21 protein-coding genes and 2 pseudogenes are annotated in these 22,211 nt (G+C 69.7%); 10 read left to right on the plus strand and 13 right to left on the minus strand.

Annotated features, from left to right (window positions below):
- Positions 1 to 38 precede the first annotated feature (38 nt).
- The 8 genes and pseudogenes from U5O44_RS06205 to U5O44_RS06240 form a co-directional block, all read right to left on the minus strand.
- A complete protein-coding gene (locus U5O44_RS06205; protein ID WP_322587590.1) occupies positions 39 to 1,049 on the minus strand; it encodes a tetratricopeptide repeat protein in 1,011 nt (336 codons plus the stop codon).
- Positions 1,050 to 1,216: 167 nt separating this feature from the next.
- On the minus strand, positions 1,217 to 1,759 hold the full coding sequence (locus U5O44_RS06210) for a histidine phosphatase family protein (protein ID WP_322587591.1): 543 nt from the start codon (positions 1,757 to 1,759) through the stop codon (positions 1,217 to 1,219).
- Positions 1,752 to 2,561, minus strand: a complete 810-nt coding sequence (cobS, locus tag U5O44_RS06215; RefSeq protein ID WP_322587592.1) for an adenosylcobinamide-GDP ribazoletransferase — start codon at positions 2,559 to 2,561, stop codon at positions 1,752 to 1,754. Before cobS ends, U5O44_RS06210 begins: the two co-directional genes overlap by 8 nt.
- 14 nt (positions 2,562 to 2,575) lie before the next feature.
- Positions 2,576 to 3,616 (minus strand): nicotinate-nucleotide--dimethylbenzimidazole phosphoribosyltransferase, encoded by a 1,041-nt coding sequence (gene cobT, locus U5O44_RS06220; protein ID WP_322587593.1) that lies wholly within the window; start codon positions 3,614 to 3,616, stop codon positions 2,576 to 2,578.
- 11 nt (positions 3,617 to 3,627) lie between these two features.
- Positions 3,628 to 3,801: pseudogene (locus U5O44_RS06225) on the minus strand (hypothetical protein); the annotation flags it as partial.
- A 53-nt stretch (positions 3,802 to 3,854) separates the two neighbouring features.
- A complete protein-coding gene (tnpC, locus tag U5O44_RS06230) occupies positions 3,855 to 5,453 on the minus strand; it encodes an IS66 family transposase (protein WP_322587594.1) in 1,599 nt (532 codons plus the stop codon).
- Between the two features lie 90 nt (positions 5,454 to 5,543).
- Positions 5,544 to 5,885: an IS66 family insertion sequence element accessory protein TnpB gene (tnpB, locus tag U5O44_RS06235; RefSeq protein WP_322587595.1), complete on the minus strand. Its 342-nt coding sequence runs from the start codon at positions 5,883 to 5,885 to the stop codon at positions 5,544 to 5,546.
- Positions 5,882 to 6,217, minus strand: coding sequence for a hypothetical protein (locus U5O44_RS06240; protein ID WP_322587596.1), 336 nt, complete (start codon positions 6,215 to 6,217; stop codon positions 5,882 to 5,884). Before U5O44_RS06240 ends, tnpB begins: the two co-directional genes overlap by 4 nt.
- A 66-nt stretch (positions 6,218 to 6,283) precedes the next feature.
- Here U5O44_RS06240 and U5O44_RS06245 point away from each other — a divergent pair, with 66 nt between their 5' ends.
- On the plus strand, positions 6,284 to 7,054 hold the full coding sequence (locus U5O44_RS06245; RefSeq protein WP_322587597.1) for a thiamine phosphate synthase: 771 nt from the start codon (positions 6,284 to 6,286) through the stop codon (positions 7,052 to 7,054).
- Between the two features lie 31 nt (positions 7,055 to 7,085).
- On the opposite strand, the gene U5O44_RS06250 is transcribed toward U5O44_RS06245, so the two are convergent.
- The 4 genes from U5O44_RS06250 to U5O44_RS06265 all read right to left on the minus strand — a co-directional run bounded on the left by U5O44_RS06250 (position 7,086) and on the right by U5O44_RS06265 (position 12,477).
- On the minus strand, positions 7,086 to 8,324 hold the full coding sequence (locus U5O44_RS06250) for a PepSY-associated TM helix domain-containing protein (protein WP_322587598.1): 1,239 nt from the start codon (positions 8,322 to 8,324) through the stop codon (positions 7,086 to 7,088).
- Positions 8,325 to 8,364: 40 nt separating this feature from the next.
- Positions 8,365 to 10,665, minus strand: a complete 2,301-nt coding sequence (locus U5O44_RS06255) for a TonB-dependent receptor (protein ID WP_322587599.1) — start codon at positions 10,663 to 10,665, stop codon at positions 8,365 to 8,367.
- Between the two features lie 166 nt (positions 10,666 to 10,831).
- On the minus strand, positions 10,832 to 11,902 hold the full coding sequence (locus tag U5O44_RS06260) for a FecR family protein (protein WP_322587600.1): 1,071 nt from the start codon (positions 11,900 to 11,902) through the stop codon (positions 10,832 to 10,834).
- A 5-nt stretch (positions 11,903 to 11,907) separates the two neighbouring features.
- Entirely contained in the window at positions 11,908 to 12,477 is a 570-nt protein-coding gene (locus U5O44_RS06265; RefSeq protein WP_322587601.1) for an RNA polymerase sigma factor, read from the minus strand.
- 308 nt (positions 12,478 to 12,785) lie between these two features.
- On the opposite strand from U5O44_RS06265, the gene U5O44_RS06270 reads away from it, so the two are divergent.
- Positions 12,786 to 13,835 carry an extracellular solute-binding protein gene (locus U5O44_RS06270; protein ID WP_322587602.1) on the plus strand — a complete coding sequence of 350 codons (1,050 nt, stop codon included), beginning with the start codon at positions 12,786 to 12,788 and terminating at the stop codon, positions 13,833 to 13,835.
- Here the strand turns inward: U5O44_RS06270 and U5O44_RS06275 are convergent.
- Positions 13,826 to 14,897 (minus strand): annotated as a pseudogene (locus tag U5O44_RS06275) (ABC transporter permease). The gene U5O44_RS06270 and the pseudogene U5O44_RS06275 sit on opposite strands and share 10 nt — an antisense overlap.
- A 140-nt stretch (positions 14,898 to 15,037) precedes the next feature.
- Here U5O44_RS06275 and U5O44_RS06280 point away from each other — a divergent pair.
- From U5O44_RS06280 to U5O44_RS06315, 8 genes are all read left to right on the plus strand, one after another.
- The gene (locus U5O44_RS06280) at positions 15,038 to 16,114 is read left to right on the plus strand and encodes an ABC transporter ATP-binding protein (RefSeq protein ID WP_322587603.1); all 1,077 of its coding nucleotides are present in this window, start codon (positions 15,038 to 15,040) and stop codon (positions 16,112 to 16,114) included.
- A gap of 134 nt (positions 16,115 to 16,248) precedes the next feature.
- Positions 16,249 to 16,482, plus strand: a complete 234-nt coding sequence (locus tag U5O44_RS06285) for a (2Fe-2S)-binding protein (protein WP_322587604.1) — start codon at positions 16,249 to 16,251, stop codon at positions 16,480 to 16,482.
- On the plus strand, positions 16,475 to 16,699 hold the full coding sequence (gene hemP / locus U5O44_RS06290; RefSeq protein ID WP_322587605.1) for a hemin uptake protein HemP: 225 nt from the start codon (positions 16,475 to 16,477) through the stop codon (positions 16,697 to 16,699). Before U5O44_RS06285 ends, hemP begins: the two co-directional genes overlap by 8 nt.
- Positions 16,700 to 16,793: 94 nt before the next feature.
- On the plus strand, positions 16,794 to 18,659 hold the full coding sequence (locus U5O44_RS06295) for a TonB-dependent receptor plug domain-containing protein (RefSeq protein WP_416222134.1): 1,866 nt from the start codon (positions 16,794 to 16,796) through the stop codon (positions 18,657 to 18,659).
- On the plus strand, positions 18,656 to 19,024 hold the full coding sequence (locus U5O44_RS06300) for a TonB-dependent receptor domain-containing protein (protein ID WP_416222135.1): 369 nt from the start codon (positions 18,656 to 18,658) through the stop codon (positions 19,022 to 19,024). The genes U5O44_RS06295 and U5O44_RS06300 overlap by 4 nt, the downstream gene beginning before the upstream one ends.
- A 41-nt stretch (positions 19,025 to 19,065) precedes the next feature.
- Positions 19,066 to 20,166, plus strand: coding sequence for a hemin-degrading factor (locus tag U5O44_RS06305; protein ID WP_322587606.1), 1,101 nt, complete (start codon positions 19,066 to 19,068; stop codon positions 20,164 to 20,166).
- A complete protein-coding gene (locus tag U5O44_RS06310; protein ID WP_322587607.1) occupies positions 20,160 to 21,059 on the plus strand; it encodes a heme/hemin ABC transporter substrate-binding protein in 900 nt (299 codons plus the stop codon). Before U5O44_RS06305 ends, U5O44_RS06310 begins: the two co-directional genes overlap by 7 nt.
- A complete protein-coding gene (locus tag U5O44_RS06315; RefSeq protein ID WP_322587608.1) occupies positions 21,056 to 22,177 on the plus strand; it encodes a FecCD family ABC transporter permease in 1,122 nt (373 codons plus the stop codon). The genes U5O44_RS06310 and U5O44_RS06315 overlap by 4 nt, the downstream gene beginning before the upstream one ends.
- Positions 22,178 to 22,211 lie beyond the last annotated feature (34 nt).

Raw genomic sequence — 22,211 nt, forward strand, 5'->3', positions numbered from 1 at the left:
TTACAGTCAATTATAGACAACTATAGAAAGCGAGACTCTCATGGCAGCAGCCAGGCCATCCAGGGCCAGATCGGCTGCCCCTTGCGGTCTGGCTGTTGCACCACCAGCGCCTTCGAGAGCGTGTCGTCGATCGTCGCCTGCAAGCACTCCAGCTGATCGACCAGGTCGCTCCGGGCGTTGAACTCGCGCTCCCAACACAGTTCCTCACGGCAAGCCAGCACCGCGGCCCGCTCGGCCAGTACTTTCGAGTGCTGGAACAGCCAGCGCACGAAGGCGACGAAGTCCGGCCGACGCGACCACAGCGCGCCGTAGGACGAGACATAGTCACGCGCGGTCTCCGGCTCGGCCAGGTTGCTGCCATGCCAGATTGCCAGCGGCATGGGCTCGGCCGTGCCGCACAACACCTCGGCAATGTAGGCATTCGCGAAGAAGCCTCGGCGCAACGCTGTCGCGGCCTGCACCCATTCACCGGCCTGCAGGTGCAGCAGCGCCAGTTCATAGTGGTAAGGCGGGTAGTTGCCGCACTCGGCCTCGATCACCGCCTTGGCACGTTCCGCTTCACCACAGCGAATCAGCTCCGAACCCAGCAGGAAGCGAACGCCCTGGTTGTCGTTCGGGTTGAACGCGAGCATCCGGTCGATGAGCGCCGCCGCATCCTTGTGCCGGTGCAGCCGCAGGGTGCCCAGCACCGCACCGTGCATGGCCCGCAGGTAGGGGCGGTTGTCCAGGTGGCCCCACGCGATGCGCCCGCCAAAGCCCTCCGGGATCAGCCGGTTGGCGCGAGCCAGGCCTGCCAGGCTCGCGTCCAGCGCCTTCTTTGGTTTGCCTTGCTCGATCCACGCGTACGCGAGATGGGCGTGCGCGTCGATGAAATCGGGGGCCTCCTCGATCAGCCTCTGCAGGCCCGACACGTAGGCTGCCTCGCTCGACACGCGCCGTTCGCGTTCGTCGAGCAGCATGTCCAACGCCGCGACCAGCCCGTCGAACGGATCGTCCGGGAAAACAAAGACGCCGGTACCGGCATCCAGAGATTCGAATCTGGCAGACATCTATTTCCTCAGTTTCTTCGAAGCGGCGCAGCAGCGGGTGGTCGCCGGCCCACCGGCAATGCCTGTGACCGCGACGCCAGTCGGCAACGAGCGCGGTCTGCGTCAACGCCATTGTGGGCGACGGATCGCCAGCCACCCGGCCTGCGCCGGCAGGCCATGGCGCGCAGTCACCGCAGTCGCCACACCTCGCCATACACCGGCCCGGCAGACCACTCCTGCGCTTTCGAAGGTGCAGGCCTGCGGGCCGCGTGCCAGCGCCGCACTTGCATCCAACCCGCATGGGCGACCACGACGCACGGCGAAGTCGTTTCCCAAACGGCAACGCGCTCGAACATCGCTTGCAGGCACTCGCCGCCACCGGGCGCCGTGCGCGCAAAGTCCGCGCACCAGGCATCGACTTCCGGCTTTGAGATGGAGTGCCAGGGCCGCCCGTCCCAAACACCGAAGTCCATTTCCAACAACCGGCTGTCGATGCAGTGCCGCCATCCCCAGCGCCGCAGCCAACGCCCCACGTCGGCACAGCGCCGCAATGGCGACGTGTGCACCACGCGGGGCAGACCGTGGCGGCTTGCCGCCGCCTGGATGCGTCGAGCAAGGCGCTTGGCTCGACGGGGATCGACGGGCAGATCGGTGCGGCCGACGCAGCGTCCCTGCGCTCCTTCGGGTCGAGGATGGCGCCAGGCCCAGATCAGCGGCGCACTCTCAACCACCGGCCAACACCAGCAGCACGGCAATCTCGCTCAACTGCTCGGCCGCCCCCAGCGTGTCGCCGGTGTAGCCACCCAGGCGGCGAGCGAGCCACCGGCGCAGCAGACGCACGACGATCACGCAGCTCAGCGCCGCAAGCGGCCAACGAAATACCCATCCCGGGTCACCTGCGCCGGTCAGCTGGCCCGCAGCCATCAGAGCCGCAATCAGCAGCAGCGCCCACCCCATCGCGGCGACCACGCTGCCTCGCGGGACTGCAGTGGCCAGAGCTTTGGCCTTCGCATGCTCAGCGTCGCCGGCATAGGGTAGCCGTGCCATTAACCCAACGGCTGCGGCGCGACCCAACGCATGCGACCCGATCATCACGAGGCATGCGTGCAAGGGATCGCGCTGCGCCAGCGATGCCAGCAGCATGACGCGCAGGCCCAAGCCAAAGACCAGCGCCACCGCCCCGTAGGTGCCGATGCGCGAGTCCTTCATGATGACCAATGCACGCTCGCGAGGCACGTTCCCGCCCAGCGCGTCGAAGGTGTCGGCCAGGCCGTCCTCGTGGAATGCCCCCGTGACCCACGCCGTGGCCGCCACGGCGAGCGAGGCAGCGACGAGCGGTGGCCACCACAGGCTGGCGAGCGCGAGCATGGCTGCGCCGCAGGCTCCGACCAGCACGCCCACCAGCGGAAAGTAGCGCACGCAGGCGTTCAGCCAGCGCGGATCGAACCCGTCGTCCTGGCTGACCCAGGCGGGTATGGGCAGCCGGGTCAGGAACTGCAAGGCGACGAGGAACAACCGCAGTTCGTGGACCACGAAGCACCACGCCGTCATGAACCGCGCTCGCTCACCCCCGCCGAATCGAAGCTCGCCATCTCCTTCAATACGCGGCAGGCCGACTCCAGCAGCGGCCAAGCCAGCGCGGCGCCTGACCCTTCACCCAGGCGCATGCCCAGGTTCAACAGCGGCTCGGCACCCAAGCGTGCCAACCAGCGCGCATGCCCGCTCTCGGCCGAACAATGAGCGAACACGCAGCGCTCCAACACGGCAGGTGCCAGTGCTGCGGCCACGGCCACCGCCGCAGTGGTGATGAAGCCATCGACCACGATCACGCGGCGTTGACGCGCGGCTTGCAGTACCGCACCTGTCATGGTGGCGATCTCCAGGCCGCCCAGCGCAGCCAGAACGTCCAACGGTTCGGTCACCGCGGCGTTGGCTGCCAGCGCTTCGCGCAGTACCGCGAGCTTGCGCGCCAGGCCGGCGTCGTCCAGGCCGGTGCCGCGCCCTACGCAGGCCTGCAGCGGTTCGCCGCTCAGGCGAGCCATCAGCACAGCGGCTGCCGAGGTGTTGCCGATCCCCATCTCGCCCAGCAGCAGCGCATTGCCCGGCAGGCCACTGACCAACGCGGCACCGTGCTCCATCGCAGCCTCGCAGGTCGCGCCGCTCATCGCAGGCCCCTGCGAGCTGTCGGCACTGCCAGCGCCCGTTTTGGCAATCACCAAACCAGGCCGTGGCGCAAAGTCGTGCCGCGCACCGCAGTCCACCACGGTGACGGCCAGGCCATGCTGACGCGCCAGCACGGACACGGCAGCGCCGCCGGCACAGAAGTTCTCCACCATCTGCCAGGTCACGTCGCTGGGGTAGGCGGAGACACCCCGCGCGGCAATGCCGTGGTCGGCCGCGAACACCACAAGCTGCGGCGACACGAGCTGCGGTTGCTCGCGCCCTTGAATCAGCGCCAGCTGTAAGGCCAGCGTTTCGAGCCGGCCGAGCGATCCCTGCGGCTTGGTCTTGCGGTCCAGCGTGTGCTGCACGCGGGCCGCGAGCGCCGGGTCGTGCAGGCTTGCAACGCTCAGGTGCGCCGCTGTCATGTGCGCGCCTGTCATGTGCGGGCCTGCGCGCAGTGGCGAGCCTCCATCGGGCTCTCGTCACGGGCCTTGGTTCCGGCAGCGTGCATGCCCAGGCGCGCCAACAACTGCAGGTCGCCGTCGGTGTCCGGGTTGCCGGTGACGAGCAGCTTGTCGCCGTAGAAGATCGAGTTGGCGCCGGCAATGTAAGCGTTCAGCGAACCCCATCCTTGCGCCGTGCTCGGCGCTGTGGTGAGTTCGGCTACGTGGCTGCGCAGACGGCTCCAGGACAGGGGTCGGCGATGGCTTTGGCCGGCTGCCAGTTGTGCGGCAACAGCTGCGCCAGGTCGCGGTTCTTCAGCGTTGGCAGCCGCTCGAAGACGTCCTTCAGATAAGCCCAAGGGTCATGCCCGTTGAGCTTGGCCGATTCAATCAGGCTCATCAGCACCGCGGCGCGCTCGCCGGCCATCTGCGAGCCCACGAACAGCCAGTTCTTGCGCCCCACGGCCAGCGGGCGAATGGCGTTCTCGGCCGCGTTGTTGTCGATGGGCACCGCCCCGTCGCCCAGGAAGGTCGTCAGTGCTGGCCAATTGCTCAGCGCATAGTCGATGGCCCTGGCCGTGGCGTCGGCCTTGACCAGCAGTTGGCGCTGACCTGTCAGCCAGGCATGCAGCGCATCGGCCACCGGTTTTGATCGTTGCTGGCGCGCCAGCAGCCTGTCGTCGTTGCTGGCGCCCTGGACCTCGCGCTCGATCTCATAGAGCTTGGCGATCAGCGCGACGGCTTGGCCCGCGATCTGGCTGCCGTTGAGCTCGAACGCCTCGAACAGCTTCCTGCGGGCGTGCGCCATGCAGAACGCGGGGGTGATGCCCCGCCTGTGCAGCGCGTGGTAGCCCGAGAAGTCGTCGCTGACCAGCGTGCCGTTGAACCCGGCCAGCACGCGCTGCGGGTGCTCTCCCGCACGGCTGGCGGTGAAGTCGTAGAGCATCGCACGGCCTCGGCCCTGGGCCCCCACGAAGTTCGTCGTGTGGTACACCCAGACATAGGCCTTCTTGGTCTTGCCGCGCCCCGGCGCCAGCAGCGCCACCGGTGTCTCGTCAGCGTGCAGCACGGCGTGGCCGAGGATGAAGTCGGCCAGCGCCGCGGCCAGCGGCTGCAGCCGCACCCCGCAGATGCCCAGCCACTGGGCCATGCTCGAGCGCGGGATGTGCACACCACTGCGGGCGTAGATCTCGGTCTGGCGGTACAGCGGCAGATGGTCGTCGACCTTGGCGATGGCGACTTGGGCCAGCAGACCTGCAGCCGGGATACCCTTGTCGATCATCTGCGCGGGCATGGGTGCGGCCTGGATCGTCTGGCAGCACGCGCAGGCGTACTTGCCGCGGATGTGGCGCAGCACGAAGAACTGGGCGGGCACGCAGTCCAGTTGCTCGCTGACCTCTTCGCCGATGCGCTGCAGGGCCTGGCCGCAGGCGCAGTGCGTAGCGCCGATGTCGTGGTGGCGCTCGACGCGCGGCAGGCCAGCGGGCAGCGCCTGGCGAACGGCCTGGCGCTTGGTACGGGGCGCTGCCGCAGGCGTGCTGCCTTCTGTCTTGGCCGCATCGTCCTCCTGCGCGGTGTCGGCCAGGATGGCGTCGAACAGCACGGCCTGAGTGCTCGCATCCAGGCTCTCGGCCGAGGTGCCGAAGCGCCAGCGCTTCAGGCGTGCGACCTCGAAGTTCAGCGCCTCGATCCTGGTCTGGCTGAACTTCAGCTCGGCCTGCATGCGTTCGATCTGATCGCGCAGCGCCTGCAGCGAATCGCTTGCCGGCACACCATCCGCGGCGGTGTCCAGGGCGGGCGCTGGCGGAGCATCGAGCATGACCAAAGTATGTCCCTCGCGCGTGCGCGCGAGAAGCCAGACATTCACCCATGGACAAACGAGCCAAGCGACCTCCGCGATGCAGGCGGCTCACACCGTGGTGATCGCCCGGGGTGCGGGCATGCTCAGGCGCTGCCACGGCAGGCCGGCCACCAGCCAGTCGAACTGCGCCACGCTCAGCGTCATTGAGCCGCCAGCCTGGGTCGGCCAGACAAGACCACCGCTCTGCAGGCGCCGCGTGCACAGCCACATCCCCATGCCGTCGTAGACCAGCACCTTCAGCCGGTCAGCGCGCCGGTTGGCGAACACATAGGCGTGGTGCGGCTGCGCGCCGCCGGCAAAGCCGCGCACCACCTGCGCCAGCAGCACATCGATGCCCCCGCGCAGGTCGCTCGCCCCCAGCGCCAGCCAGATCGTCTCGATGCGGATCACCGGCTGAACTCACGCAGCCACGTGGCCAGTTCCCGAGCGTGGCTCAGCGGCCAGTGCACATCGACACGGCCCGCGCCCAGGCTCAGCTCGACGCGGATGCTTGCTGCCGTCGGCGCCACCGGCACCCGCACGCCAACAAATCCACCAGCCTGCAGGGGCAGCGCCGCCGCGACCCCATCAAGCCGCGCCCGCCACCGCCCAGCATGCGAACACCAGCTCTGCAACTCCTTGAGTTCAACCCCGTTGACCGCTGCCCACGCCTTGGCCTTCAGCCCAGACTTCCGAAACGCAGCCACCTGCGCCAGGCACCGCTCCAGCCGTTCCCGCTCCATCTCCGCCTCGCCTCCTTCGCCTCTGCAATGGCTGCGAGATTGCCGGGCTCAACATCGGATGGAAAGATGGGTTCGCGGAACGCTTACGATCCTTCGGTGCTGCCGCAGCTGTCGTGCGACGAACGCGCACCCAGGCACTGGCCGGCGCCGACGGCAACACCTGGAAGCGCGCCGGGCCTGTACGCCATCGTCGACAGCAGCGAACGCCTGCGCGCCGTGCTGGCCGCCGGCGTGCGCACAGTGCAGTTGCGCATCAAGCAGCCGCCCGGCGAAGCGGCCCTGCGAGAGATCCTGCGCGACGGCCTGGCTGCGGCTGCGCCCCATGGCGCAACGCTCTACATCAACGACCACTGGCAACTGGCGCTGGAACTCGGTGCGCCCGCACTGCATCTTGGCCAGGAGGATTTGCTCGGCCTGACGGCCGGCGAACGCGACCGGCTGCGCGAGGCACAGGCCCGCGGCCTGCGGCTCGGCCTGTCCAGCCACAGCCTGTGGGAACTGGCGCGCGCGGCGGCCTGGTGCCCGAGCTACATCGCCTGCGGCCCGGTCTGGCCCACCACGACCAAGGCCATGCCGTGGCGCCCGCAGGGGCTGCACAACCTGGCGTGGTGGGTGCGCATGGCTCCTGCGCCCGTGGTGGCCATCGGCGGCATCCTCGGGCCGGCGCAGTTGCAGGCCGTCGCGGCGCAGGGCGCAGAAGGCGGCTGCGTGGTGCGCGGCCTGGGCGACGACCCGAGGCGCACACTGAGCGCATGGCAGGCCGCGTGGCAGGCCGGGCTCGCGCAGCGCGGCCAAACGCAAGCTGCGCCGGTCGATTGGCCGCGGCCCAGCCTTTGATGGCGCGGCGCCGGTCCGGCCGCTGCCTGGCTCACCTGGCCGCCAGCCGAGCGCGCCGCTTCTTCGCCCACACCACCACCCCGGTGATGCTGAGCATCGCCACCACCAGACCCATCAGCGTCACGAACACCCGAAACGGCAGCCCCCACACCTGCGCGATGTGCAGCGTCACGAGCCAGGTGGTGATGGTGTCGCCGGCATGGCGCCCGCTCGGCAACCAGCTGCGGCGCAACTCGCCGGTGTTCGCGTCGAACCACAGCCGCGTGCTGCCGAACTTCTCACGCACGTCGGCGCTGCTGCGCACGCTGTAGCGGTACAGCGCCTTGTGCGGGTCGTAGCTCAGGGCTTGCGGCTCGACCACCTCGAAGCCCAGGCGCCGGCCTTCGGCTGCCATGTGCGCTTGCGCCATGCGATGCGCCTGGCGCCAGGGGATGCCGGGCTCGATCTGGTCGGCCTTGGGGCGTGGCCCGGGCACCGGGCCATCGTCGGTGGCGAAGAAGAGCTTCATCACCGGGCTGTACACGGCGTTCAGGTTGAAGGCAACGCTGCTCCAGGCCAGCACGAACAGCATCGCCCACAGCCACAGGCCGCCGGCGCGGTGCAGGTCGAAGTTGAGCTTGTAGGCGCCGCCGCGCCAGCGCACACGCCACGCCGGCATCCAGCGCTGCCAGCCACGGCGCGCGGCGCGCAGGGCTGAGGTGGCGTGCGACCGCGGCGCCTTGGGCGGCAGCGTCAACCACGCGCCGACAAAGCAGTCCAGCGTCCACAGCAGCGCCACGATGCCGAACACCCAGGTGCCCACCGTGCCCAGCGCAAGTTGCTGGTGCAGCTGGTAGATGAAGGGCAACAGGTTGTGCCAGCCCTGCGAGATGGCGCCCCAACGCCGTTCGCCCACGATGCCGCCGCTGAGGGGATCGATGAAGACTTCGTCGTTGGGCAACATCCGGTGCTCGCGCGATCCCGGGGGAATGGCACCTTCGATGAAAAACACCGCCGAACGGCCGGGCTCGAGCGGACGCAGATCGACATAGTTCACCCAGGCCTTCGGGTAGGCCGCCGCCACCCGCTCGCGCAGGTCGAAGCGGTCCGGCGCTGTCGGTTGCGCCGGTGGCGCGGGCCGCGTTGGCAGGTGGTGAAGCTCGGCAGCCACCACCGCATCCAGCTCGTGGTACCAGACGATGAGACCGCCGGTCAGGCCGGCGAGAAGCAGAAACCCGGCGATCACCAGGCCCACCCAGCGGTGAAAGAGCAACCAGGCGCGGCGACTCATGGGCGGCGACAGCGGCGACACGCTGGCTGATCGACAAGCATCAGAACCTCAGCGCCACACCGAGACGGATCTCCCGCCCGGGCTCGCGCGCGCCGACCACCCCCGCGAAATCCGGGATCGCCTGGAAGTCTTCGTTGCTGCCGTGGTCGAGGTAGTTCTTGTCGAACAGGTTCTTGACGACGAGCGAAACCACCACGCGCTCGTCCGCCCCCGAGCGCCAGCGCGCGTAAACGTCGTTGACGCCGTAGCCCGGCTTGCGCACGGTGCCCTCGCCGGTCTGCAGTGCTGCGATGCGCTGCACGTAGCGCCCCAGCCAGCCGAGGTCGATCTGCGGCGTCACGCGCCAGTCGGCACTGGTGGTCAGGGTGTTGCCCTGGCTGATGCCCAGGCCGTAGTGTTCGTAGCCGTTCAGCCGCGCCCCGTTGAGCGTGGCGCGGTTGTGATGCAACCCGGCACCCACGCTCAGGTTCTGCCAGGTGTAGGTGCTGTGCAGCAGGGCGCCGCGCGACTTCACGTCACCCACGTTCAGCCACAGTGTCGGCCGGCCCACCGGGTCGTTGATGGCGTCGGCGATCACCGTGTCGTAGGCCTTGCCATTGAAGCGCCACGCGCCGCTGGCGTATTCGAAGCCGAGTTCGCTGGTGCGCGCCTTCTCGGCCTTGAGCTGCGGGTCGTATGCGATGCCGTCGAGCTTGAAGGCCTCGCGCACGCCCGGGCCACGCAGTGCGCGAGCGTGGCCGGCCAACAGCGTGAGCTGGGGCGTCAACGCATGACGCAGGCTCAGGTTGGGGCTGAACCCGCTGTCCTTCAGCTGCTGGCCGTTGGGGTCGGTGAGCGCATAGCGGTCGTAGCGCGCGCCGGCACCCAGCTGGGTCTGCGGCGTCAGCATGAAGCGGCCCTGCGCGTACAGGCCGGTGACGGTGCCGCGCTCGATGTCGGTTTCGGGCGCGCTGTCGGGGCCGAGCGTGATGCGGTCGCTGCGCCGATCTACGCCGTAGGTGATCTCGTGCGTACCCGCGCTCGCAGGAAAGCGGCTCGTGTTGCGCAGGTCGAGCCCGCGTGATTCGACGCGGCCGCGATACGGCCCGAAACGCGCGTTCTGGTCGAGCACGATGTCGGTGTCGAACAGGTTCAGCGCCAGGTCGATCAGGCCACCGTCGGGCTGCCAGGCGTAGTTCAGGTTCCAGGTGGCGCGCTCGCTTTCGATGGGGTAGGCGCGGTTGAAGCTGCTCACCACCCACTGTGGGCGCTGGCTGCGGATGCCTTCGTCACCATGGCGCTCGTGGCTCAGGCGCAGCGTCTGGTCACGGCCGATCTGGCCCATCAGCTTGACGAAGTCGAACTGCTGTTGTGAACCGGTGGCGGCGACGGGTTGCCCGGCGCCGTCGTCGTAGTCCTTGCGGTCCTGGCGGGTCAGCGCCGCCAACAGCGACCAGTCGTCGGTGAGTCGCCCGAACACGCTGCCGAAGGCCTTGTGACCTTCGCCGTTGCTGAAGTACTCGGCCTTCAGCAGCGCCCCGGCGCGTTCGCCGGCGCGCAACAGGTCCAGCGGATCCTTGGTCACGAATCGCAGCACGCCACCCAGCGCACCGGGGCCGGCCGTCGCGTCGCCGGTGCCGCCCAGCGCCTCCACCCGCTTGAGCAGTTCCGGCTCGAGCTGCACACGCGCGCTGTGGTGGAAGGTCTGGCCCGCCTGTGGCGCGCCATCGACAGTGATGTTGAGCAACGTGTCCTCAATGCCGCGCAGGTAGATCTTCTGCGCGATGGCGTGTCCGCCACCGACCGCCATCTCCGGCTGCTTGGCGAACACGTCTTCCAGATCGCCGGCCGCGTAGCGGGCCAGCGCGTCGGCGGTGACGACGCCAGGTTCCACCGGCCCGGGCCGACCGCGGTTGCCGAAGATGCCGCGCTCGGGCTCGGCGCGCGCGCGAACCTTCACCTCGCCCAGCGTGGAGGTCGTTGCGCCCGCCGCGGCGGGCGCCGGCGCGGCCACGATCACCCAGGCGTTGCCGTCCTGCCGCGCCGCCAGGCCGCTGCCGGCCAGCAGGCGGTTCAGCGCGTCGGGCAGCGTCATGCGCCCTTGCACGGCAGGCGCCGCCTTGCCGGCAAGCTGTTCACTGTTGGCGACGATGGCCACGCCGGCCTGTCGCGACAGCGCCGCGATGGCCTGCGAGAGCGGCTGTGCCGTGATTTCGACGTTCACTGTTGCCGGCTGGGCCAGCGCCGCGCCAGCGAACGACAGCACGCACAAGGTGCCGAGCGGCGGCAGGGGCTGGGCCAGCGGCGCGCACAAAACTCGGGCTGCGGCTGCGATGGCGATACGGGAAAGGCGGTGATTCAAGTCTGGACTCCGTGCGGTTGAAACTCAACCTCGCGCGGCAGGCAGCCAATGCCTCCGGCAGTCCTTGGAGGACAGCCGGAGATCGCGAGGGACCGCGCGGAAGACGCACCCCACGCCGAAGTCCGGACAGAAATCTTTTCGGCCGCCGGCCAACGCCCGCCGGGCTTCAGCGCCCGCCGCTGTCGCCCCGCCCCGCATTCGTCAGCTTCACGCGGTAGTGCAGCGGCCCGCGTTCCACACGCACCGGCAGCACCGCTGGCAGGCTCTCGACGAAGATCTTCGGTGCCCTGGCGTCGAAGCCTCCGCTGACGCGCAAGGCACGCAGCCGGGGATGCTCGGCCAGCTCGATCGGGTGCTGCAGGTAGGCGTTGAAGGCGGCCACGGCTTCGGCCAGCGGCGTGTCGTTGAAGCTCAACCAGCCGCTGCGCCATGCGGCGGCATCCTCGACGCTGGCCGGCCGCACTGGCCCCAGCCAGGGTTGCGCGCCCGGCTCGGTGTCCGAAGCGTCGACCGAGCGCAGTTCGATCTGCTGGCCCGCCCGGAGCAAGGCCTGCTCGGGGCCCGAGCGCACCTGCACCCGCCCTTCGGCCACCAGCACCCGCACGGCCCCGCCGCGATCGCTGACCGAAAAGCGCGTGCCCACCACCCGCACTTCGCCGGCGCGGGTGAACACGGTAAATGGCCGACCGGCATCCGACGCCACGGTGAACAGCGCGCGGCCATGAAGCAGCCGCGCCTCGCGCCGGTTGCGCCACAGGCTCAGCTCGACGGCGCTGTCGGCGTCGAGCGCCAGCGTCGAACCGTCGGGCAACGTGACACCTGGCATCAACTGCCCGATGCCGGTGGCGAATCGGCGGTCGAACAGTGCCTGCTCGCCGTGCCAGCGCCACAAACCCAGCCCCGCCAGGGCCGCCAGGCCAAGCGCCGTGCCGCCGCCCAGGCGTGACAGGGCACGACGGCGATCCGCGCGCGCGGGAGGCAAGCGGTCGTCGGCAGCGGGCAGCGAGATCGCGTCGCGCGAGGCCGCTGCCAAGTTACCCAGGCCGCCCCACAACTGTTCGGCCTGCTGCAGGGCGCGACGATGCTCGGCGCCAGCCTCGCTCCAGCGCCGCAGTTGCGAGGCCGCCTTGTCGCGGCCTGCCGCGTCGGCTCCGTCGCGCCGCGCCAGCAAGGTCAGCGCCCTTTCGAGCAGCGCCTCGGGCACGGGCGTCGCGCCGGCAGCGTCGGATACATCCACGGCCGTCACGCTGCGCACTCCGCCGTGACGGGCGCAGACGGCAGTGTGCGCGCGGGCGCCACGTCAGACCCCGGCTGCAGGCCCGCCAGGTCGCGCAGGTCCAGCGCGGCCCGCACGACGTTCTTTTCGACGGCAGCCACGCTCGATCCGAGCCGTGCCGCAGCCTCGGCGTGCGTGCAGCCAAGCACGCGCACCAACACGAAGGCGTCGCGGCGCCGATGCGGCATGCGGGCCAGGCGGTCCAGCAGCCGTGTGACCGCTTGGCGACAGATCGATTCGTGCTCGGCGCTGGGCGCCGGCTCGGCGGGGGCGGCGCCGAGCCGCCGCAGCGCCTCGTCCTCCACGGCACGGCGGCGCGCCATGTCGACGCACAAGTTGCGCGCCACCCCAAAGAGCAGCGCGCGCGGGTTGTGGACCACACTGCCCTGCCCGGGTCCCGCCTGGGCGTGCACGAAGACCCGCTCGAAGCTGGCCTGCGTCAGGTCGGCTGCATCTTCGGCATTGCGCAGGCGGCGCTGCAGGTAGCGCTTGAGCTCGCCGTAGTGCGCCAGGCAGTCGGCAAACCAGGTGGGCAAGGCGAGATCCATCCGCGCCGCCTTCTTCAGCGTGCCGAGCAGACGAAGCGCGCCTCGTCCTGGATCGGCGCGTGCTGCGCGGCCATGCGTGCAGCGATCTGGAGCGGTGTACGGCTGTGTGGATCGTGCAGGTTCTCGGCCATGCCGGCTCCGTCTTGCGTGGCCCGGATCGGGCAACAGGGTGGGCGCGGCTGGCGACGGGCTGGCGGCTCGGGACATGAAAGCGGGCACGCTTGGCACCGCAACGACAGACCGCATCATAATGCGACTCGTTCGCATTACACGCAACCCAGAAGGAGCCTGCCGACATGTCCCGTACCGCAACGATTCGCGCCACTCTGCTCGCCTTCGGCCTTGCCGCCGGTGCAGTGGCCGCCCAAGCCCAGGACGCCAAGGTCCTGCGCCTGTACAGCGCCCGGCACTACCAGACCGATGAGGCGCTGTACGCCAACTTCACCAAGGCGACGGGCATCCGCATCGACCGTGTGGATGCCGACGACGCCGGCATCCTGGCGCGCCTGAAGAGCGAAGGCGCGGCCAGCCCGGCCGACGTGGTGTTGCTCGTTGACGCGGCCCGCTTGTGGAAGGCCGAGGCCGACGGACTCTTCGCCCCGGTACGGTCCGCCGTGCTCGAGCAACGCCTGCCCGCCACCTTGCGCGGCAAGGACAGCGGCCAGGGTTCGGCCTGGTTCGGCTACTCGACACGCGCCCGTGTCGTCGTCTACAACAAGGCCGGCGTGAAGAAGGAAGACGTCGACACCTACGCTGAACTGGCCGACCCGAAGAACAAGGGCCGTGTCTGCACACGTTCCGGTTCGCACCCCTACAACCTCTCCCTCTTCGGCTCGATGCTCGAACGTGTCGGCCCCGAAAGGGCCGAGGCCTGGCTGCAGGGCGTGGTGGCCAACATGGCTCGCGCGCCCAAGGGAGGCGACACCGACCAGATCAAGGCCGTGGCATCCGGAGAGTGCCAGGTGGCCCTGACCAACAGCTACTACCTGGCGCGGCTGATGCGCTCCGACAAGGCCGAGGACCGCGCCGTCGTCGACAAGGTCGGCGTCGTGTTCCCCGACCAAGACGGTGCCGGCACGCATGTCAACGTCTCAGGCGGCGGAATGGCGGCCCACGCCAAGAATCGCCAGGCTGCCGTGCAGTTCCTCGAATACCTGGCCAGCGACGAGGCGCAGAGCTACTTTGCCAACGGCAACAACGAGTGGCCGGCGGTGCGCGGCGTCAAGGTCGCCAACCCCGCGCTCGATGCCTTCGGCTCTTTCAGGCAAGAAGCCGTGCCGGTGGCCGCAGTAGGCGCCAATCAGGCCAAGGTGCAGCAGATGCTGGACCGCGTCGGCTACAAGTGACCGGCCGACGCGTCGCCGTTGCGTGAGATCGTGCGCGCCAGCAGGATGACCGGCGCCAGGCCCACGGCAACGATGGCCAGCGATGGCAGCGCCGCCTCGGCCAGGCGCTCGTCGCGCGCCAGGTTGTAGGCCACGACCGCCAGGGTGTCGCTGCCGAACGGGCGCAGCACGAGCGTCGCCGGCAGTTCCTTCATCGTGTCGACGAAGACCAGCAGACCGGCCGCCAGCGCCGAACGCCGCAGCAGCGGCAAGTGCAGGCGGCCAAACAGGCGCAGCGGACCCCCACCCAGCATGCGCGAGGTCTCGCCCACCGCCATCGGGATGCGCGCGTAGCCGGCCTCGACGCTCTGCATCGCCACCGCAGAAAAACGCACGAGATAGGCGAACATCACACCCGTCACGGTGCCCGTGAATAGCGACGACACGCCGCTGTCTGGCCAACGCGACTGCAAGCATGCCACCGGCAGCAGGATGCCGATGGCTACCACCGCACCCGGTATCGCGTAGCCCAGCGACAGCACCCTCGCCGGCAGTGACCGCCGGCCGCGCCAGCGGCAAGGCCACGTCGGCGGTGCGGCGCAGCGGGCCGGCGCCGAGCAGACGCGCGGCTTCGAGCAGATGCTGCGCGCGCTCGCCAAGCGCCGTACGCGTGAGCAGGTAGACATACGGGTAGAGGCTGAAGACGAACAGCAGCATCGCTCCGGGCAGTCTGCGCACGTCCGGCCACAACGGCGCCTGCCCCCCGAACGCGTGGCGCAGCGCGCTTTGCACCGGGCCGCTGAACTGCAGTGCATCGGTATAGGCATACGCCATCACGTAGGCCGGCATCGCCAGCGGCAGCAGCAGTGCCCACTCGAACACGGCCCGCCCGGGAAACCTGCTCAGCGCGACGGCCACTGCCGTGCCCATGCCCAGCAGCGCCACACCCGCCGCGACGCCGAGACACAGCCACAGTGACTGCGTTGCGCATCCGGCAAGTACCGTTTCGGCCTGGTGGCGCAGCAGCGCGTAGGCATGGGCATCGAAGGCCAGCCACGAGGCGAAGATCGCGACCACCGGCAAGGCCAGCAACGCGCAGGCGAGCGTCAGCAGGCCGCGCACGAACCGTCCCCTCGCCCAGACTCGGCGCAAGGCCCGCTCCGCGCTTGCGCAAACAGAATGGGAACGATTGTTGTTGTCATTGGCGTCGATGTCATAGGTGAATGCAACTCCAGCTCGATGGCGTCGACGTCCGCTACGCACGCGGCCGCGGGGAGCGGGGCGCGGTTGATCAGGTCTCGCTCGACTTGCCGGCCGGCCGGATCGGCGTGCTCGTCGGTCCTTCGGGCTGCGGCAAGACCTCGCTGCTGCGCGCCATCGCCGGCCTCGAGCGGCTGGCCGGCGGCAGCATCGCAATGGAAGGGCATTTGCTCGCCGACGCACGCGAAGGCCTGCACGTCGCCGCCGAGCAGCGACGCATCGGCATGGTGTTCCAGGACTACGCCCTGTTCCCGCACCTGAGCGTCGCGGACAACGTGGCCTACGGGCTGCACCACATGCCTCGCGCACAGCGGGCCGAGCGTGTGCGCCGGGTGCTGGACCTGCTGGGGCTTGCCGATGCCGCCGCGCGCGCTCCGCATCGGCTGTCCGGCGGCCAACAGCAACGGGTCTCACTGGCGCGGTCACTGGCGCCGTCGCCGCGGCTGCTGCTGCTGGACGAGCCGTTCTCCAGCCTCGACCCGGACCTGCGCGAGCGCCTTGCGCAGGACGTTCGCAGCATTCTGCGCGAGCACGGCACGACGGCGCTGGTCGTCACGCACGACCAGTTCGAGGCCTTCGCGCTGGGCGACTCGGTCGGGGTGATGAACCACGGCCGGCTCGAGCAGTGGGCCGATTCGTATACCGTCTACCACCGCCCGGCGACACGCTTCGTCGCCGGGTTCATTGGCCAGGGCGTATTCGCACCGGCCCGCATCGTGAGCAACGGCGATGGCCGGCTTGTGCAGACGCCGCTGAGCACGTTGCACCAAGCGGTCGCGCCGCCAGACGATCCTGAAGGCAGCTGCGAGGTGCTGCTGCGTGCTGACGACGTGGTGCACGACGATCAAAGCCCCGTGAAGGCGCGCGTCGAGCGCAAGATCTTCCGCGGCGCGGAGTTCCTCTACACGCTGCGCCTGGGCAGCGGCGAGCAGGTGCTGGCGCTTGTGCCGTCGCACCACGATCACGCGGTCGGCGAGTGGATCGGCATCAGGCCGGACATCGGCCACGTCGTGACCTTCGCTCACCCGGCGCAGACCTGAATCGACGCAGACGGCGCCGGCCGGACAGTGCGCTGGCTCCTGGCGCGCGAACCCATCTTGTAAATGCGAACGCGTCGCATTACACTGCAAGCCTCCGTCCCGCGCATCGACGGCTTGTCCTTCGAAACGCCCCCATGATCGTCTGCCTCTGCCATCGCGTTTCGCACCACGACATCGCCTCGGCCGTGCGGCGCGGCTGCGCCACCTTCGATGCGCTGCAGGACGAGTTGCGAGTGGCCACGGGCTGCGGCGCCTACGAGCCGTGTGCACGCGAGCTTCATGCCGCGTGTGCGCGTGCCCCGGGCCAAGCCCCCGTCCTCTTTGCCGTTGCGCCGCGAGGCCGAGTGCCGGAGACCCTGCATGCCTGACGTCCTTCCCCTGCGACAGCCGACGGCGCCACGTTCCAGTCACGCCCTGACTCCGACCCCTGCCGCGGGATCGCCTGCCCCGTCGCCGGCATCCGATACGCCTCGACTGAGCAGCGCGCAGCTCTTCGGCCAGGGCAGCGAGGTGCACATCGAGCATGGCGACGCGCTGTACCGGCTGCGCATCACCTCGCTCGGCAAGCTGATCCTCACGAAGTAGAAGGAAGCACAAGAGTACACCGCACCTCCTTCTCCGCCCACCCCGCACCCGCCAGCCGGAGCCAGCACCTGCAACACCTCGCCAGGACCACCACGTGCTCACCAAGAACAACGAGATTCCCGGCCTGTCCCCGCTCGCCCTGGCCCTTGGCCTGGCGTGGAGCTTCGCGCCGCTGACTGCTGCCGCGCAGAGCCCCGCAACACCGGTCGCCAAGGCCGACGAAGCGCTGCCCGAGATCAGCGTCACCGCCACGCGCACGCCGCGCAAGGTGGACGAGGTTCCGGTGACCGTCACCGTCACGCCGGCCAGGGACATCGAGAAGTCCGGCGCACGCGACATCAAGGACGTGTTCCGCGACGAGCTCGACGTCACCGTGCGCCAGCAGGCCAACCGCTACAACCAGTCGGGCGGCGCGGCACGCGCCGGCAACGAAGGCATCAACGTGCGCGGCCTCGAAGGCAACCAGGTACTGATGCTGGTGGACGGCATCCGCGTGCCGTCGAGCTTCAGCTTCGGCCCCATCGGCACCAGCCGCGGCGACTTTCTCAACATCGACAGCGCGCAGGCCATCGAGGTGCTGCGCGGGCCGGCCTCCACGCAGTACGGCAGCGACGGCCTGGCCGGTGTGGTCAGCCTGGGCACGCCCGACCCGGTGGACTTGCTGAAGAAGGGTCAGTCGCTCGGTGGATTCGCGCGTTTCGGCTATTCGTCGGTGGACAAATCCTTCAACGTCACCGCTGCCGGTGCGATCAAGAGCGGCGACTGGCGCGCGCTGCTGATGGCGACCCAACGCCAGGGCCATGAGCCGGACAACCAGGGCACGGCCGATGCGCAGAACGCCACCCGCACCACGCCCAACCCGGCCGACACCTCTGCGCCTGCGGTGCTGGGCAAGGTGTTCTACACGCTCGGCCTCACACATGAGTTGGGACTGACGCTCGAAGCCCAACAGCGCAAAACCGACACCGAGGTCTACAGCGGCCGCGGCACCACCACCTCGCGGGGCGTGACCACCACGGTCAACGACATGGACGCGCACGACAAGCTCGAGCGCAAGCGCGTCTCGCTCGAACACCGTTACGAAGACGATGGCGGCGCCTATGTCCAGCGCGCCCACACCCACCTCTACACGCAAGACTCGACGACGCGCCAGTTGACGCTGACCGACCGCACCGTCGCCGGCGCCGCATCACCGCTGACACGCGACTACGACTACCGCCAGAAGCTCACTGGCCTGTCCACGCAACTTGAGAGCAACTTCAGCACCGCTGCCGCGCGCCACAAGCTGAGCTACGGCGGCGACGTCAACCGCAGCGAAGAAACCGCGCTGTTCCCCGGTGTGGTGGCCACCGGCAAGCTCTTCCCCGACACCACCTACACGCTGGCCGGCGCCTTCGTGCAGGACGAGATCGAGTGGGGCGCGTTCAGCATCATCCCCGGCCTGCGCTACGACCGCTTCAAGCTCTCGGCCGACCCGGCCGGCTTCAGCGGCACGGTGGTCTCGCTGTCCGACTCGGCGGTGACGCCGCGGCTGGGCGCGATCTGGAAGATTACGGACGCCTTCAGCCCCTACATTCACTGGGCCAAGGGCTTCCGCGCGCCGACGCCCAGCCAGGTCAACAACGGTTTCGAGAACACCGCCGCCGGCTACCGCAGCATCGGCAACCCGAACCTCAAGCCCGAGCGGGCCGACAGCATCGAAGCGGGCCTGCGCGGGCGCATCGGCGGGCTGCGCTACCAACTGCTCGGCTACGACAACCGCTACGAGGACTTCATCAGCCAGCAGGTCGTCAGCGGCACCGGCATCCCCGGCGTGGACCCGTTGGTCTTCCAGTACGTCAACTTCAGCAAGGCGCGCATCCGCGGCCTCGAGCGCGAGCCGAGTGGCGCCTCGACCCGGCGTGGTCCGTCAAGGCCGGCACCGCACTCGCGCGCGGGCACACCGAGGCCAATGGCGTGAAGACGGCGCTGGACACCGTCGAGCCGCTGCGCACGGTGCTCGGCCTGCGCTACGAGGCGCCCACCTGGGACCTGCGCGCCGACGCGCCGCATGTGCAACACAAGCAGGCCAGCCGCATCTCAACCTCCAGCACGGCAAGCACCGCCGACGACTACTACGCGACGCCGGCCTACACGGTGCTCAACCTCGGCGCGAGCTGGAAGCCCCTGCCCAACCTGACGCTGAACGCCAACCTCAACAACGTCTTCGACACGAAGTACTGGAACTGGTCGGACGTGCGCGGCCAGCTTGCCAGCAGCACCGTGCTCGACGCCTACACCGCACCGGGCCGCAACGTGCAGGTCTCGGCGCGCTACGAGTTCTGACCATGCCCGCCCCCCATCGATCCAACCCAGGAAGCCAGCCCATGGACCTTCAGCACCAAGCCCTCCGCAGCGGATTCCGCCAGGCGCGGCAGACGCCGCGCTCGCGCCACCGCGACATCGCCCAGGCCCTGGGCGTCAGCGAGGGTGAGCTCGTCGCCGTGCACTGCGGCGTGTTCGATCCCCTGGAGTCGCCGCTCAAGGCACGCCGCCTGCGCGGCGAGTGGCCGCAAATCGTCGCGGCACTCGAGGCGCTGGGCGAGGTGATGGCACTCACGCGCAACGAGTCCTGCGTGCACGAGAAGCTCGGCGTTTACAGGAACACCAGCGTCAACGGCCCACCCGGTCACCGGATTGGCCTGGTGCTGGCCGGCGCCATCGACCTGCGTGTGTTCTACGAGCGCTGGGCACACGGCTTCGCGGTCGAGGAGCGCCTGGCCGACGGCGCGGAGCAGCGCAGCCTGCAGTTCTTCGACGCGCAGGGGCAGGCCATCCACAAGGTGTTTCTCAAACCCGCCAGCGCGGTGGCGGCGTACTTCGACCTCGTCGAACAGTTCGGCGACGGCAAGCTGGAAGCCAACATCGAATGCACCGAAGGGCCGGCACCCAAGGCCGAGCGCGCCGACGCCGACGTGGACGTGGCCGGCTTCCACGCCGCCTGGACCTCGATGCACGACACGCACGAGTTCTTCGGCATCCTGAAGAAGTTCGGCCTCACGCGCACGCAGGCGCTGCGCCTGGCCCCGCCCGACTACGCGCACGAGGTCAGCACCGCCAGCGCGCACGAGGTGCTCAACCGCGCCGCGCAGGATGGCACCTCGATCATGGTCTTCGTCGGCAACCCGGGGATGATCCAGATCCACAGCGGCCCGGTGAAGCGCGTCGAGGTCATGGGCCCGTGGGTCAACGTGCTCGACCCCGGCTTCAACCTGCACCTGCGCGAAGACCACATCGCCCAGGCCTGGCTGGTGAAAAAGCCGACCAGCGACGGCCTGGTGCACTCCGTCGAGCTGTTCGACGCGCAGGGCGAGACCATCGCGATGTTCTTCGGCGAACGCAAGCCCGGCCAGGCCGAGCGCTGCGACTGGCGCAACCTGCTGACCTCGCTGGGTTCGGAGTCCGGTGCCGAGGTGCAGGCGTGCTGACGGCGCCCGATCGACGTCGGCGCCGTGCCGTATTCGGCGGTGCCGCAGCGCTGGCATCCGTAGCACTCGGCGCGGGTCGCGATGCGCATGCTGCGGCAGCACGCATCATCAGTGTCGGCGGGGCCTTGACCGAGACGCTGTATGCGCTGGGCGCGCAGGGCGATCTGGTGGGCGTGGACACCACCTCGTTCTACCCCGAGGTGGCGAAGAAGCTGCCGAGCGTCGGCTACCAGCGCACGCTGTCAGCCGAGGGCGTGCTGTCGCTGGCGCCCACGCTGCTGGTGGCCACCGAGGACGCCGGCCCCCCAGCCGTGCTGCGCCAGATCGAAGCGGCTCAGGTACCCATCCACATCCTCGACTCGGGCCACAGCTTCGAAGGCGTGCTCGCGCGCACCCGGCGCCTGGCCGATCTCGCTGGCCGCACTGCAGCCGGCGTCGCACTGATCGAGCGCCTGCAAGCCGAGTGGCAGGCTGCCCGCGCCAAGGTGGCGACGCTGGCCCCCAAAGACCCGACCAAGGCGCCGCGTGTGCTGTTCCTGATGGTGCAGTCGCCCAGCCAGATGCGCGCGGCCGGCATCGGCACCGGCCCCGATGCATTGATCGCCTACGTCGGCGCGCGCAATGCCTTCGCTGGTGTGGATGGCTACAAGCAGTTGTCGCCCGAGGCCGCCGTAGCGGCGGCGCCCGACGTGATCGTCACCACCGACCACGGGCTGGCCAGTGTCGGCGGGCCGGCCAACCTGTTGCGCGCGCCGGGGCTGGCACAGACACCCGCCGGCCGCACGCAGCGTGTGGCCAGTGTCGAGATCCTGCTCGCACTGGGCTTCGGCCCGCGCCTGCCCTTGGCGGTCAGCACCTTCGCCGAGGCGGTGCACAGCCGCACCACGAGTTGAACGAGCGAGCCGCGCAGGACATGGAAGTCTCGCAGTCCCTGGCCTCACCCGCTGAGCAGCGGACCGCGCCCGTCCTCGCCGTTCGTCCGCCGCTCACTATGGGCATCTGGCTGTTCATCACGCTGCTGCTGATGCTGGCGCTGTCGGTGCAGTTCGGTGCCGTGCGTGTGGGCTGGCGCGACTGGCTGGCCCCGTTCACCGCAACGGGCGACGCGCCGCTGGCCGGCGGTGCCTACGTGCTGTGGGATCTGCGCCTGCCGCGCGCCCTGCTGGCCGTGGCGGTGGGCGCTGCGCTCGGCCTGGCCGGCGCGCTGGCGCAAGGGCTGTTCCGCAACCCGATGGCCGACCCCGGGCTGCTCGGTGTCACCGCCGGTGCGGCCTGCGCCGCCGCCTTGGTGCTGACCGTCTTCGCCAGCCTGCACCTGGCGCTGCCGCCGGCATGGCGCTTGTGGGTGCTGCCGGCCAGCGCTTTCGGCGGCGCGCTGGCGGTGTGCTGGGGCCTGGACCGGATGGCACGCTGGCTCACGCCCGGCTCGGTGGCCGGCCTGCTGCTCACCGGCCTGGCGCTGCAGGCGGTGACCATGGCTGTGGTGGGCCTGTGCACCTACGTCGCCACCGATGAACAACTGCGCAGCCTGACCTTCTGGACCCTGGGTTCGCTGGCCGGCGCGAGCTGGCTCGTCGTCGGCGTGATGGCAGCCGCGCTGGCGCTGGTGAGCCTGCGCCTGAACGCGCTGGCCCGCGCCCTCAACGCGCTGGCGCTCGGCGAGGCCGCCGCCGGCCATGTCGGCATCGACGTGCAGCGCCTGCGCACGCGCATCGTCGTGGTGTTGGCGCTGCTGTCGGCGCTGGCCGTGGCCTGGTGCGGCGTGATCGGCTTCATCGGCCTGATGGCGCCGCACCTGGTGCGCGTGGTGGCCGGCAGCGACCAGCGGCGCGTGCTGCCGCTGTCCATGGGCACCGGAGCGCTGCTGCTGCTGCTGCTGGCCGACACGGTGGCCCGCACCGTGGTCATCCCGGCGGAGATCCCGGTGGGCATCTTCACCGCGTTGATCGGCGCGCCGGTGTTCCTGGCGATGCTGCGCGGCGCCGCGCGCAGCCGTGGGGGTGCCGTGTGAGCGAGTCCTTTGCCGAGCGCCTGCCGCCCGAGAT

Source organism: Sphaerotilus sp. (assembly GCF_034519685.1).
Lineage (GTDB): Bacteria > Pseudomonadota > Gammaproteobacteria > Burkholderiales > Burkholderiaceae_C > Sphaerotilus.